Annotated in this window: 8 protein-coding genes; 4 read left to right on the forward strand and 4 right to left on the reverse strand. The window is 46.2% G+C overall.

The annotated features are described in order from the left end of the window. Positions 1-98 precede the first annotated feature (98 nt). Entirely contained in the window at positions 99-1,097 is a 999-nt protein-coding gene (locus IYN85_RS07085; RefSeq protein ID WP_196158111.1) for a carboxylesterase, read from the reverse strand. 277 nt (positions 1,098-1,374) lie between these two features. On the opposite strand from IYN85_RS07085, the gene IYN85_RS07090 reads away from it, so the two are divergent. Both IYN85_RS07090 and IYN85_RS07095 read left to right on the forward strand, forming a co-directional pair. Next, positions 1,375-1,683, forward strand: coding sequence for an isoamylase early set domain-containing protein (locus tag IYN85_RS07090; RefSeq protein ID WP_196158112.1), 309 nt, complete (start codon positions 1,375-1,377; stop codon positions 1,681-1,683). Between the two features lie 394 nt (positions 1,684-2,077). After that, positions 2,078-3,298, forward strand: a complete 1,221-nt coding sequence (locus IYN85_RS07095) for an ammonium transporter (protein ID WP_196158113.1) — start codon at positions 2,078-2,080, stop codon at positions 3,296-3,298. A 69-nt stretch (positions 3,299-3,367) separates the two neighbouring features. On the opposite strand, the gene fliD is transcribed toward IYN85_RS07095, so the two are convergent. The 3 genes from fliD to IYN85_RS07110 form a co-directional block, all read right to left on the reverse strand. Next, positions 3,368-7,258, reverse strand: a complete 3,891-nt coding sequence (gene fliD, locus IYN85_RS07100; RefSeq protein ID WP_196158114.1) for a flagellar filament capping protein FliD — start codon at positions 7,256-7,258, stop codon at positions 3,368-3,370. A 594-nt stretch (positions 7,259-7,852) separates the two neighbouring features. Next, entirely contained in the window at positions 7,853-8,266 is a 414-nt protein-coding gene (locus tag IYN85_RS07105) for a flagellar protein FlaG (protein ID WP_230390514.1), read from the reverse strand. An 84-nt stretch (positions 8,267-8,350) separates the two neighbouring features. Beyond that, on the reverse strand, positions 8,351-12,073 hold the full coding sequence (locus tag IYN85_RS07110; protein ID WP_196158115.1) for a flagellin: 3,723 nt from the start codon (positions 12,071-12,073) through the stop codon (positions 8,351-8,353). A gap of 249 nt (positions 12,074-12,322) precedes the next feature. Here IYN85_RS07110 and IYN85_RS07115 point away from each other — a divergent pair, with 249 nt between their 5' ends. Further along, entirely contained in the window at positions 12,323-14,329 is a 2,007-nt protein-coding gene (locus IYN85_RS07115; protein WP_196158116.1) for a 6-hydroxymethylpterin diphosphokinase MptE-like protein, read from the forward strand. Positions 14,330-14,351: 22 nt separating this feature from the next. Beyond that, a complete protein-coding gene (locus tag IYN85_RS07120; RefSeq protein ID WP_196158117.1) occupies positions 14,352-14,978 on the forward strand; it encodes a pseudaminic acid biosynthesis-associated methylase in 627 nt (208 codons plus the stop codon). The last annotated feature ends 15 nt before the right edge of the window (positions 14,979-14,993 follow it).

Genomic DNA, 14,993 nt, shown 5'->3' on the forward strand with positions numbered 1-14,993 from the left:
AAGTGCAGTGCCGGGACATTTCTACCCCGTCTGAATTTTTAAGGTCGCGAATTTTAACAGAAGGCCGCAGGACTGCAACCGATCGTTTTTTAATCAGATCAAACGATATATTGCTTTAAAAAGGCGAGAATATCCTTCGTAAACTGCTCGGTTGCTTCGGGTCGAACGATATCGCCGGTCACCACGTGATTGTTGTCTGCGGGTTTGGGCGGTATAGCGATCCGATGCTTAATTTTAGAACCCCAGCGTCGAACGGCCGCATCCGTACGACGAGCACTGACAACCTTATCGTCGTCAGCATATAAAAACAGAGTTGGAGTCTCTATTGTCGTTAAATCGGATTTAACAACAGCCTTTACGGTTGCGGCCATGGTATGAATCGCTGAAATGGGATAACGGTATGTCCAATATTTTGCCCCACCCTCGTTAGCCGGTTCCCAGCCATAAGTCTTTCCTGCAATCAAAGGCATCCAATATTTTGCCCATGGCCATAAAAACAACGGCATTGCCCAATGGTAAGGTCGGAAGTTAGGTGACACCATAATCAACGCCGCCAAGTGCGGTTTGACATCGTCCTGTTGCGCCAACCAGGTGGTCAGCGTACCACCGGTGGAAGTCGAGATAACGATAACCTTTTCACCTAGCTGGCGGGCGACAGACCAAGCCTCAGCGAGGTCAAACAACCAATCACTGGGTTTCGCGGCGGCTAATCTTTCGCCATCAATCCCATGCCCAGTTAAGCGTGTTGCGTAGTAGTTAGCGTGAAGAGCTTGGGCAATATTTTCTGGTACGGGTGATATTTCCTGGCGGCATGCCGAATAACCATGAATATAAAGCACACAGAATTTCGTTCGTTTGGGGCGGGATTCAGATGAGAAGGCAATGTGCTTTTCGGCGCCATCAACAACATCAGGGACATACAACTCAGCCTGAGTAATTCGCTCTTTGAGCGCTTTTAAGTCGGCCGCGGTTAAATCCTCAAAATTTTTATCCGTATGCACCCGCTCGGTTCGGTGACTCCAAAACAGCTCTACTTTGGCGCGTGGGCCCATTAAAAAGACAATTACTGCCACGAAAACCAAACTGAATGCGACCAACGCTACTTACCTGTCTTCAAAAAAAGTGAACCTCAAGTATAAATAGCCCACCCGTTTGCAGCAATCCCTAAAGATAAGTCCATCATAAAGCTACCTTTCCACCAAAAAGTGACAATTTTCCACTTTTTGCTTCTTTCATTCATTCTTTTGACACAGAATGCAGTTTTACTTGGACTAATATGTGCTAATAACTCATCGGTGCCGAACATCGAATTGAGAACACTCTTTTTGCGGTATCAAAAGAGCGACATGGACATTTACCGTTAGGAGTCTAACTATGGCGATCAAAAAGAAATTTCTGAAATCCAAACCCGTCTGCAAATGTACCTTTACCCTACCTAAGGATGCTGCCCCAGATGCCGAAAAAGTCACCCTGGTCGGCGACTTTAATGACTGGGCACCTGAAAAACATGTGCTTAAAAAACTGAAATCCGGAGAGTTTAAAATCGATCTCGACTTAGAAACAGGCAAGTCCTATCAATACCGCTTTCTGATCGATGATGAAACCTGGGAAAATGATTGGCAAGCGGACGATTACATACCGGTACCGGAGTTCTCGACAGATAACTCAGTTGTTTGCTGCTGAAGTACGATAAGCATTTTTCGACGTAAACGCCTTTCCGGAGAAACATCGTTTTACTGTTTTGCTATTTTTGAAAAGGCAGCCAAGTCTGCGCTGCCTTTTTAATCCCACCAGCCTGCCAAAAGAATGACCCAGTTGTAAAAAACTCTAAGGGTTATTTGCCGAGCCAACTTAGTGCGCAAATACCCTAAACGCACCATTTTTTTGCATTTTTTATTTGCAGAGACAACCCAAAAGATACTCCGCACCATCAAGATAAGGCCTGACGCACCAGAAAATCGCACCAAGGCGACCAGCTGCACACATTCGGCACGATTCTCGCTACACCCCGTAAGCAATACTTAAAATTCAATTATCTAGCACCAATTTGGTGCCATCTCTAACGGCGGAGGCAAACTTGGACACCATTTCAAGCGCAGTGGAAACCTTAACCACGGGTACCAACACATTATTTATCTTATTAGGCGCCATTATGGTGCTGTTCATGCACGCAGGTTTTGCGTTTCTGGAAGTCGGCACGGTTCGGCACAAGAACCAAGTCAACGCGCTGGTTAAAATCATCACAGACTTTGGCGTTTCGACGATTGCGTATTTCTTTATTGGTTATTGGGTTGCCTACGGGTCGTCTTTTTTTGGCAGTGCGACAGAATTAACGCAAAACAACGGTTATGAGCTCGTTAAATTTTTCTTCCTACTGACCTTTGCGGCCGCTATACCAGCCATTATTTCAGGCGGTATTGCTGAGCGGGCACGCTTTAATCCTTTTCTACTCGCTTCGTTCCTAATAGTTGGGCTAGCCTACCCATTTTTTGAAGGACTCATCTGGAACGGAAACTACGGCTACCAAGCGTGGTTAGAAAATTCGTTTGGCGCGCCATTTCATGATTTTGCCGGTTCTATTGTGGTTCACGCGTTTGGCGGCTGGGTTGCCTTTGCAGCAATCTTGCTATTAGGTTCCCGAAACGGACGATTTCGCAACGGACGTTTGGTGGCCTTCGCCCCTTCCAGCATTCCATTTCTGGCTTTAGGCGCCTGGATCCTCACGGTAGGCTGGTTTGGTTTTAACGTTATGTCTGCGCAGACCATAGATTCCATTTCCGGATTAGTGGCGGTGAACAGCCTGATGGCCATGGTTGGCGGAACGCTGGTCGCTTTATTCGCTGGCAAAAACGATCCAGGCTTCATTCATAACGGCCCGCTCGCGGGATTGGTGGCGGTATGTGCAGGCTCCGACCTGATGCACCCCATCGGCGCGCTCGTCACCGGTGCTATTGCCGGTGGATTATTCGTGTTTGTATTTACCTGGGCACAAAACAACCTCAAAAAATTCGATGACGTACTCGGTGTCTGGCCACTGCACGGTCTGTGCGGTTTGTGGGGTGGTATCGCGGCTGGAATTTTTGGCTTACAGGGGTTAGGAGGTTTAGGTGGCGTTAGCTTTATTTCTCAAGTTATCGGTTCAGTGACCGGTGTATTGGTCGCCGTTATCGGTGGTTTTATAGCCTATGGCTTGATAAAACAGTTCACACCGTTACGTTTGGACCAGGAAGAAGAATATAAAGGTGCAGATTTGTCTATTCACAAAATTGGTTCAACCAGTGTTAGCATGGACGACTAACAAATCAAATCTGTGACACCAAAACTAAAAAAGGCGAACAAATGCTCGCCTTTTTTTGCTCAATGATAATTATTTATCCTTTGATGCATTCATTGCTTCAAACTGCCGCACCAAAAAGTCTTCTGTTGTCTTAAGCTGACTGATAAGTTTGTCATTAAATAAAAACTTCGCTCGCAAACGCTCTTCAAATGCTGCAATGCGCGAGTCAATCAGACTTCTCTCTTCTGTGATAGCGTCCTGATCGTCAATAAGGTTGTCTTCTTTTTCAGTCAATAACCCTGAATTCCCCAAAATACTGTCCAGTAGGGAATCAAACTTCGACATAATTCCTTGCACGTAAGAAACAGACCCACGATCTCCAATCCGGGTACCTGTGACTCTTAACAATAAGCCTGCTGCGTCATCAATGGATCCTACGGCATCTTTACCATTCACACCCGGTGTCGACGTGGTAAAGCCGAAGATATCAATCCCACCTGTGGTAATTTCGCTGACACTGACGGTAGATTCTTTACCTTTACTCACCGAAAAAATCCCGAATGTGTTTGTTGCCGGGTCAAATTGCACGTCCACTGACTTCTTAGCGGCTTTCAACTCGCTGTCTGCGTTAATCTTTGCTTTCAACTCAGCGGCCAGCGTCAAGCCACTGGAGTAGGCCCCAGTCGCCAACGTGATAGTGCCCGATTCGACGCCATCAATTTCGACCTTTAAGGTGTTATTAGTCCCTGTGATAACCGCAGCTGTTGAAAAATCCCAACCTGTTGCACCGAGCAGATAACCATTCGTGGCTGCCTGGCTACCCTCAGAGGCAGTTAAATACTGACCACGACCTGTTGCTTTCACACCATTGATTGTGCCTTCGACGTCTTTACCAGTCGTAACACTCGCTGGCGCGCCATTGCCATCCGCCAAACCAAGTTGGGTAATGGCTGTTAATGAAACATTCGAAAGAGTAACGTCCGTAGAGTTATCAAAGGCAATGACAAAACGTCCATTTCCGCTTTCGTTCTGCTCATAGGTAACCGTCGATTGAGAATCAAACCCGGTATATTGCCCCTTCGATAAACCAAAACCGTCAAATCCATTAATATTGATGGCGCCTGCGGTCAGGCCAAGAGCAGTGGTCGCGTTGGCGTCGGCTGCTGATATCTGAATGGATGCGTCGGCACCAAAAGTGGCTTCAGTTGCTAAACCATTTTTTGAAACAGTTTCAAAATATAACTGATTACTTCCATCTAATTTTGCAACGATATCGCCGGCTGCAAATTCACCACCTCCGTTAGCTGAAAGAAGTGCTGAATCCAGTGCTTGTTGAATGACAGTCAGATTAGACTCGCTATCGTTCGTGCCAAGAGTACCGTCACCTGTCACAGATACATCGATATCTATGCCATCAACTTTTAAGGTAAAGGTCGCAGGAGTCGCTGAGAAGTCAGTACCTGTTGACAGGTCGACAGATCCGGCGCTGGTCGTTGCCCCGATACCATCCCGTTTTATCTCCAATTCTTGGGTACTGCCCGAAGCAACAGTTTTAAGCACTAAACCATTGTTTTCCATACTCGCGGTAATGACACCAGCACCCACAACAGAATCTATGGCGGTTTGAATAGAATCAATGTTATCGACACCGTTTCCGACAACATCTATGGAGTATTCGGTACCATTCAAGTCGATAACAAACTGAGCTGCATCAGTCGTAAAATCGATTGCATTTGAAATATTGCGTGTTCCCCGCTCTGTTAATGCACCTTGTGCACTGGCGGCAATCGTTGGATCGGCATTAATCTGATTCTGGATCTCAAGCGCCAGGTCATCAGCCGTTTCGTAGGTTGCTGCAGTCAGCGTAATCGTGGAACTGTCTACCGTTCCATATCGATTTGTATATGAGATTTCGAACTCTGTGCCCGCGGCAATTGTGACACCACTGTTTGCCACGCTATCTGTCATACCAAGATAGTCGGCCCCGGTTGTGACGGTATTGGCTATCGTCAGAGTCTGAGAACCTGTGGCAGGTTCAGTACGAAACACCAAACGATCGCTGGCATTGAATTCTGCGGTAACAACACCCGCAAGTCCGGCATCATTCAATTCTGACTGAATGTAGGTCAGTACATCTGAACGGTCTCGATCGATCGTAACATTACCATCGGCGTCCAAGACGTCAGACCAGTCTTCATCAAAAGTAATGTTATATGTACCATCGGCACCTGTGCCTGCCAACGTAAGATCGAAATTAACCGGGTTTGCTGAAAAATCAAAACTGTCATCCTCGGTAACTGCCAACACACCAGGAGAAGATGTTGCTGCAAAGGCTGCATCGTTAAGCGTACTGAAATAACTGCCAACGGCCTGTCCGCTTCCCAGCGCCGTCAAACCTAACGTATTAGCAACCATCGTATCCGCAGATACCACGGAAACCTGAGACGTTGAACCAAATTTACTGGATGTAATATCAAAGCGCTGATTGGCCGCATCAAACGCGACAGACACACTTTGACCAACAAAGGTATTATTGATTGAATTTTGCAGCATCAACGCAAGATCGTCGCCACTATTGTAAGAGCCTTGCTCCAAAAACACAGACTTGGTGGTTCCATCTATATTGAATTTAATCTTATCATTAACATCACTGATAACGACATCGGTCGCAAAGTCTAGCGCTTGAGACGATAATCCCTGATACGTTCCCTGCGTCGCAACCTGAGTGACATTTACATCATAGGTACCCGGTTTTGTTTTGGGTCCAACACTTACAACTTTAATCTGAGCGTCGGAAGCGTCTGTATCGGTGGCTAATAAGCCGACGATCGAACGAGCATCTGCTGTCATTGCCGCTTCGAATTTACTGCGATTGAACGCAAGCTTGAAGTTATTGTTTTGATCGGTACTGATTCCCAGCTCAATCAAACTTGAGTATGTTGAGCCGGTTAATCCAGTGATGACTTCCGACAAACCTGAACGTAACTGGCTTTGAACAGATCGCAATACATTGTCACCCAACAAAATACCGCCTATCTCTTCAGCCGGATTGTACTTGCTCAGTTCGTCATAAATTGTTTTATAGTCATTATATTTTTCGATAAAGCCTTCTATTTTATCGGCAATATCAGAAACATCGCGGGCAACGGTTAAAGTTACTGCAGAATCACTCGTTTCGGTCAAGTTAATTGAGACACCTTTAACAACTTGATCCAGCGTGTTTTTTGAACTCGTTACCGAAAGGCCATTGATTCGTAACGCAGCGTCGGAACCCATTTGAGTTTCGGTCATATTATTCGCTGGGTCATTTTGAGCAGCGTTATACGCAAGCGTCTGCAAACCGGCATCGCCGGAAACGGTAATTTCCATTGAAGTTTCTTCGCCCGTTTCTTCACTGGTTAACAATAATCGATAACCCGTACCATCGTAGACTACCGATGCACTGACCCCGAAGTCGGCGTTATTAATGGCATCTCGAATACCACCGAGCGTATTGTTTTCAGTTGTGATTTCGATATCGGTACTGGTTGTGTCTTCGTTCTGCGCAAACGCCAGATAGTTATCGCTTCCATCGTAAGTCGTTGTACCGAACTTGAAGGTTAATGTCCCAGTGCCCACGGTATCGTCAACTGACGTATATTGCTTACTTGCTAGGGAATGCGCTTTGGCGACCTCATCAACTTCAATCCGATACGTACCAGGTTCTGCGGTACTGTTTGTTGTCGCCGTTAATACCGATTCATTGGATGACCGCGCAGAACTGCTCTGGATTGTCGACGCTAATGCTAGGGATGAGATAGACGACTGCATACCTTCAAGCACTGTACGAAGCTCTCCGTAGGCGGAAATCTTCGCCTCAACCCGGGCGGTTTTTCCGTCAAGGCGGAGATCACTTGCCGCTCTCTCAGCAGCCACCAGTTGATCAACCAACTCTGAAGTCAGCAATCCTGAGCCTACACCTAACGATTGAATACCCGCCATGTTCGCACCTAAGTTATTTCTAACACTATATCAAAGCAATGTTTGCGCCAGTGCCTATAAGATAGACCAACCGCTAAACTTTATATCGGCGGAATACCCAAAAACTTTAGGGATGTTGAACTGCAAGCTGCAAGTAACCAGCGTTAGTCTTGCAAATGTATCAAAGGAGTTAGCGGAACCTTGTGAACCTAGAGGTGCAAAAACGCTCCAAAAGGTTTCGCTCAGAACTATCTTTTTGAGTTACCAGACGTCAAAAGCTGTAGGTTTAGGGAACAAACTAACAGGTCGTATTTATCGCTACCGTTTATTTTTTACCGAGCGAATGAGATGAAGTGGCGGCTGCCCCAAAGTCCGATTGGTTAACATTACTCTTGGCTAAACTACAGAGATCAATACTCAATTCTGGACTGGGAGAAACTTCGGTTACATTGGCTCCGAATTAGGCACACGATGACAAGCGATATCAACGATATTTGTGCAATGCATATCGGTCTGCACCGAAGCCTCGAATAGTCAGGCTGATTGCTTTTTATCGCATGTGATTAGCTTAATACTCTCATCTCAAAAAAAAACCGCCCGAAGGCGGTTTTTCTATCAGACCTGTGCACTAAACAACATAAGTGGCTCTTCCTGATTCAACCTCTTCGCTAACTCTAAGGCTTCCTCGTTGGGTATTTGACGTATCAACTCTTCAGAGTGTTTGTCATAGACCCGAACCACGGTCTCTCCTGAATCATCGTCTATCTGAAATTCAAGTTTTCGTTGTGTGTTTTGTACATAATCGTTCAGTTTAGCAACGGCTTGCTCTACCTCACTATTATTTGCTTCTTGATCTTGTGCTTTTTCCAGCAACGAGCCAATAGGCGTGTTTTCGGTCTTGCGAGCTTCTGCCTGTGAAACCGTTGATACCAATGTTTTTCCAGTATCGTTTTCGTTTGCTTTAACAGCATCGCGAACCGGTGCGGAAGCTTTAGCATTCAGCTGTGGCTGCATACTAATTTCATTCATAAACACCTCCGTTCACCATTCAGTTATTCTCATTAAGAGAAACCTTTCGGTCAAGCCGCTAAGCGGCTCGACCGATTGAGGTTATTAACCGAGTAGTGACAACACCTGCTGTGGTCGCTGATTGGCCTGAGCCAAGATCGAGATACCAGCCTGCTGCAGTACCTGAGTTCGTGACAGTTCCGCAGTTTCTGCTGCAAAATCCGCATCTCGAATTCGAGAGTTCGCAGCTGCCAGGTTTTCAGATGTAATCTGAAGGTTGGCAGTTGTGGACTCGAATCGGTTCTGCAATGCACCTAACTCGGCACGCTGACTAGATACGGTCTTCAGCGCGTTATCGATTGCTGAAATTGCATCCTGAGCACCCTGGAAGGTCGAAATATCGATATCCTTCAAGAACGTACCGTCCGATGCACCGCCATATGCACCCTCTTGGAAGCCCAGTGCAGCCAACTCATCAACACCTTCAGTACCCAGAGCAACGGTGAACTCGCCTGCGGACTCAAGAGTTATTGTTCCGTAAGTTGTTTCATATGTTGCGCTCTCAGCGCTAATGCCATTGTTGGCAGCAGCTGGGGAATCACCAAAGGTTGACTCGCCAATACCATTTACATTGGCATCCATACCAAACATGGCACCGATGGAAGCGTCTGCACCAGAACGGTCATCAATAGCGATTGACACGTTACGACCATCCGCCGCAGACATGGTTAATGACACACCATTATCCACCGCTGTCACACCAGTCTTACCGGAGATACCATTGATCAGGTCGAGTGCATCGGCCTTTGCTCGGTCGGTATCGATAGCGCCCGCACCGTCATCTTGTAACGTTACGACACCAGCTGAATATCCGTTGATGAAGATTTCTGCTGTATCACCGATAGCGAACTGTCCAACGGTTGGAGATGAACCAGTAATCGCTGATCCGTCACCGCCCACCACTTCGGTCGCGTTTACTTTAGCGCTCACACCTGTCTCATCCGCAACTTCATTAATAGAAGCGGCTACGGCAATAGCAGACAACTCTTTAGAGCTTGACAAAATCCGGGTACCGTCGGACGCGTATTCTGCGCTGGCGGTATCTTCACCTACCTTCGCTGCACCGATGGATACACCGTTAATCAGAATATCGCCATCGTCTAAACCGTTTACACCACTATATGTGCTGTTCACTGCATTACCGGTATACAGATCACCTGATGATTCAGGATCTGAAATACTCAGACTAACAGCCTGCGTGCCAGTCGCTGCGTACGCCAATGTACCAGAGAGTTGTTGCTCAACACCTCCCACGATATCCCCACTGGTCAACTCAAGTGCCCGACCCTCTGCATCTGTTTGCATAGTGACTTCGTTACCAGAGAAGTTACGAATGGTCAGCGTCATTTCAGTACCGGCAGCGTTAAGCGTTGCGCTGACATCCATGTTTTCACCGCTGAAGTCAGTCGTATTAATGCTCTCAGCAATATCGGCAATGGTCACACTACCGCTGCTGTCCTGATCACTAATAGCAACCGCAATACCAGATGTGGCTCCCAAGGCATCCGAACTGATGTATAGCGAATCCCCAACTTCCAGATTGGTGTTATCAAAGGTGAGACTGATCTCTTCCCAAGCGTTAACGTCATCGTAAGTTGAGTTAATTGTGCTCGCGAGTTCCGCTACGGTTGAATCCGTTGCAATAGTGGTATCTGCCTGAGCGACACCGTCAACGGTAACACTTACAACGTTTTTGGTTGTCGTAGACAATTGCTGCGAGCCAGTAGAAGTTGCATCGCTAGAAACACCTACGAAGAAATCGTTCGATGCTGTAGATCCAGCAGTACCTTCCATTGCTTGAATGGTTAATGGGACCCCGGCAGTAGATACAAATGCGATCGCACCCATGATTACGTGCACGTCTGCAGGAGCACTGACTGACATATCCAAGCCCGCATTACCCAGTGCTGTTACGCCTGACCCTTGCGCCACTGTGCCTGTAATGGAGCCCGTGCCGTTAACAGAAGATCCAACACCCAAGGTAACAGTACCGGCGGTTCCACGGTTATCAATCTTAACCGTTAAGGAGTTACCGGACATATTCAATTCTGCGGTTAAGGTGATATTTGCACCATAAGTCGCATTATTCAACGCATCAGACAAATACTGTAATCGCTCGGTTTGTGTATCGTAGTTCGCACCAGAAACGTCGGGCAAATTAATAGTCTGCCCAGCGATGTACAGCTGGTTACCACCCGTAACGGCTGAATAATCCTGGATTGTAAACTCAACACGTTCAAATGCGTCAACACCTGCAATAGCATCCAGACCATCGATAGCTGAGGTCATAGTACCGCCAGCACCCATGGAGAAAATGCCTGCTGAGCCGCCAGCAGAAGTCACGCGGAAAGTAATCGCACTTTGAGCCGTCTGACCCGCCGCTGATGCCGCTGATGCAAAGACTGCATTCTGCAAGTCAGAACCGGCACCCAGAATGGTCGCCACGTCTCCGCTATCGGCGATAGTATTAGTCAAGCTACCGCCAGCAGACGCAAGACTGCTGGACGTCACAGTACTGGTTTGAACCTGGTTAACGCTGGTAGCGACACCTCGTTCATAAGTCCCCGCGGTCAAACCAGCATTTGCCAGGTCCCCTCGTCCAGTGCCATTACCACCAGTAATTTCGATACTGCCAACATCGGGGTCGGCAACCAAGGTGAAGCCACCGGTCTTGGTAATGCTATAGACATTTTCGCCGCCGGCACCGTCAACATCGGTTAAGCCTCCAGTCAAACCAGACGCAGCAAGGAATGCTTCGGTTGCCGCAGCTCGCTCAGCGTCTGTTGTTGTTGAACCGTATCCACTCAAATCACCCGTATCAAGCGACAATTGAATGTTACGACCATCTGCGGCCACCAACTGAACACCACCGGCATCAGTGTTGGTATTAATTGCCATAACACCGGTCTGATCAGAAACCGCGTTAATTGCTTCGATAACACCCGCACGAGTCTGTGCCGTGTCGCTGGACGTAGAAAGGTTAATTTCAACGCCATTCAATTCAATCTTAGCCGTACCAGCAGTAGCCGACATTTCTGAACCAGAAGCGACGTTTTTATCGACGTAAGCCGTTACACCAGTTTCGTCACTGACTTCGTTGATGGCGGCAGCTTTTGCGATGGCGGAAGCGCCTGCCAAACTGGTTGATGCAGTATCTGAACCTGCTTTTGAGGCTGAAATAGCGACGCCGTTAATGGTTAAGTCACCGTTGGCAATCGCCTGGTTTGTGCCGATTGCACTAACACCCGCGGTTGCGGATGAACCCAGCTTCTCGGCAGTCAGTTCTGAGATTTTCACATCTACAGTCTGGCCCGCGTCGGCACCAATTTGGAAGGTGCCTTGGAAGGTACCATCCAGAAGATTTCGGCCGTTAAAGTTCGTCTCAGAGGCTGTACGAGATACTTCAGACAGCAACTGGGTAACTTCCTGTTGCAATGCAACCCGGTCGTCATCAGAGTTCGTTGCGTTAGAGGACTGAACCGCCAACTCACGAATACGCTGCAGGTTTTCGGTCATCGCACCCAGTGCACCTTCAGCTGTCTGTGCTAACGAGATACCGTCACCCGCATTTCGTATAGCGACATTAAGGCCTTTTACCTGGGATTCGAACTTAGTGGAAATAGCCAAACCGGCTGCATCGTCTTTCGCGCTGTTAATCCGCAAACCAGATGACAAACGCTCAAGAGCCGTACTGTTAGCGCTTTGTGAACTGTTTAAGTTACGCTGCGCCGTCAGGGAGGCAATATTGGTATTAATAATTTGAGGCATGATTTTCATCTCCTTCGCTGGATTTCAGTAGCGCCCTATTGCGATCTGATAACAGCGATTTGCTCATCTACGAACCTTATGTCGGCCGCACTCATACAACCTTTAGATTTTTTTTTTAGTTTTTGACTATTCTTTGCTTACCACGTCATAAATAGACCACGGTGGGTTGGTAGCCAATATAGGCAAGCGAAAAGACAAAAGGCCCATATTTTGCTTTATGTAACAGGAAGATGAGATTTAGGCGGAAAAATGACGCAAAATAACAATAGAATAAATACCAAGCTGCAACGTGCGGAAGAGAAATATCAGCGAAATCTCCAGCTCTTTAAGGAAAGAGCCCCGGCTTTGTACCAGCAGATTTCAAAGTCAGCGCGGCCTCGCCTTTCTGTCGACCCTGAATCTCTAGAAATATGCCGTTTAACTGCGGATGGGCGTCAAATATATGGCACCACGCCAGTTAATCACGCGGTAAAGGAAGTCGAGTTCTTCCAAAAAGTGATGAGTGGTAAAATATATGCTCCGAAACCTTCTAATCTTGATCTTACCTTTTTAATTAAAGAAAAAGCTTTTTACGCAACAGCTAAAAAATATGCTGAATTCATCGGCAGCAGGCCGGAGAAAAGGAACAATTTATTACCTGCAAACCTTGACTTGGTTGTATTTGGAATAGGATTGGGCTTGCACTGTGAAATGCTGGTCAACAGCCGCCAATTCACTAACATTACCATTATTGAGAACGACATCGTAAACCTGATTGCAAGCATGTACGTTGTTGACTGGAACGCTATGTTGGCGGGCTTGGATGATAAATCCACTATCACTTTCCATATACACCAGGGTGAAGGTCACGATGCACAGTTTGAAAAGTCTCTTAGAGAGCACTTTTTAAGGCTCTATCCTTCGATTGGCGTTTCAACGCTGATTTATAACCACGAGCCATTTGCTCGCGAATACGATAAAGCAAAGCACATAATCGAAGAATACGCATCACACGTTAAAGTGTCCTCTGAGATGATAGGGCCTGAAGCCCAGCGACTATTCAATGCTAACGAAAATATTCTTCGCAATTTCCCGGCGATTAACTTCGAAAAAACCCGAGCATCTCATGATCGGATACTGGCTATTGTCGGTGCGGGTCCGTCTCTTGACAACTACGCGCCAATCATCAAAGAACAACGTGATAAATTCTATTTGATATCCGCGGGAAGCGGCTTGTCTTCCCTGGTAAGGATGGGTATCAAACCGGATCTCCATTTCGAATTGGAATTTCAACACCTGGCCACCTCACTGCTGACCCATCTAAATCAGGAAATTGATTTAAAAGAACTCGACCTCATTTGTACGTATGAAGCACACCCAGGATTCACAGGTTTATTCAGAAAAACGTACATGTTTATTCCTGAATCTTCAGAGCTCCAACCGACTATTGGAAACTCTCATACTTTGCGAAGAGGCGGTATAACCTGTACCAATGGAGCCACAGCCTTCGCTTCCACAGTTTCAAATCACGACATATACCTCATCGGCTTAGACTTTGCGCATACCGGAGGCGCGCATCACTCCAAAACCAACATATCGAATGATGAAACGTTACCTGACAATCTAATGAGGCTCAAAACGGTTTCTGAATCAAGGTCTGCAAATATAAAATTAAAGGACACCAGTGGTGGAGAAGTTTTCACTTCAGTGGGGCTTAATTCGGCTAGAATTACTATGGAAACATTGTTAACGGCAATTCCAAATAAAGTGTACAACTGTTCCAAAGGTGCACATATAGAAGGAACTGAGTATGTATCTGAACACAGTTTGCAAGACACAATTTTAAAACTACCGGATGTACCTGACTCGGATAGCACAATTGCCTTCGAATGTGACAGCATTGACATTGAAAGCGTCGTTCAGAGAACGAAGGATGTGTTGGAATCTTCATTAAATATAGCTGAAGAAATTTACCAGACAGTCTCCACATTCGAAAACAATGCCAAAAACAATGCCATCAAAGTCCGCGAAATATTCAACTCTATTGGCTACAAAGTAGGAGGCGATATCGGAAAATACAGAAATGCAATGAGTGTTTCCAAGTACCCTCTCTATCAACTTTTTGTCGTAAGCAACTTTACCAGTGATGATTACCAAAAGGAATTAGTGAATACTTGGCTAACAGACTATCGAAACTACTTAGAATTTCTAAAACCGCTTTTCTTCAATATGATCGAAAATAGAAACTTCGTTACAGATAAAGACTGGATGTTCTGACAACTATACAAGAGACCACATTATGGCAGGTACTGAACAGGAAAAATTTTGGACAAGCAATTTCGCAGAGGGCTATATCGAACGAAATCAAGACTATGCTTCAGATATACCTTCTCGAATTAAATTTTTTGGTGACATTCTACAACGAACGAACTTGGTTTCCAGTGTCACTGAATTCGGAGCCAATATTGGCTTAAACATTCATGCCATTAAAAAAACAAAAGCGAATCTGGTCTTGAATGCCATTGAAATCAACCCAGAAGCATGCCTGCACTTAACAGGTATCGATGGTCTAAATGTGATTAACAAAAGCATTTTGGATTTAGATAAGAAAGATATTCCCAATGCAGATTTAACATTTACTTCCGGTGTCCTTATTCATATCAACCCCGAGCATCTCAATACTGTCTACGATGCGTTATACAACTTTAGCAATCGCTATATTCTCGTTTCAGAGTACTACAACCCCACACCGGTCATGATCCCATATCATGGCAAGGATGACATGTTGTTTAAACGTGACTTTGCTGGTGAAATTCTTGATCGGTTTCAAGATCTGGTTCTGATAGATTATGGTTTTAAATACCGACGTGACAATAATTTCCCTCTGGGCGATGTCACCTGGTTTCTAATGGAAAAACGCCGCTGACTGCGGCGTACCCAT

Source organism: Reinekea sp. G2M2-21 (assembly GCF_015687175.1).
GTDB lineage: Bacteria > Pseudomonadota > Gammaproteobacteria > Pseudomonadales > Natronospirillaceae > Reinekea.

Bases quoted from the DNA above. Each gene is read 5' to 3' on its own strand.
- IYN85_RS07090 (WP_196158112.1), top strand. From the start codon at position 1,375: ATGGCGATCAAAAAGAAATTTCTGAAATCCAAACCCGTCTGCAAATGT.
- fliD (WP_196158114.1), bottom strand. From the start codon at position 7,258: ATGGCGGGTATTCAATCGTTAGGTGTAGGCTCAGGATTGCTGACTTCA.
- IYN85_RS07105 (WP_230390514.1), bottom strand. From the start codon at position 8,266: ATGAATGAAATTAGTATGCAGCCACAGCTGAATGCTAAAGCTTCCGCA.
- IYN85_RS07110 (WP_196158115.1), bottom strand. From the start codon at position 12,073: ATGCCTCAAATTATTAATACCAATATTGCCTCCCTGACGGCGCAGCGT.
- IYN85_RS07115 (WP_196158116.1), top strand. From the start codon at position 12,323: ATGACGCAAAATAACAATAGAATAAATACCAAGCTGCAACGTGCGGAA.
- IYN85_RS07120 (WP_196158117.1), top strand. From the start codon at position 14,352: ATGGCAGGTACTGAACAGGAAAAATTTTGGACAAGCAATTTCGCAGAG.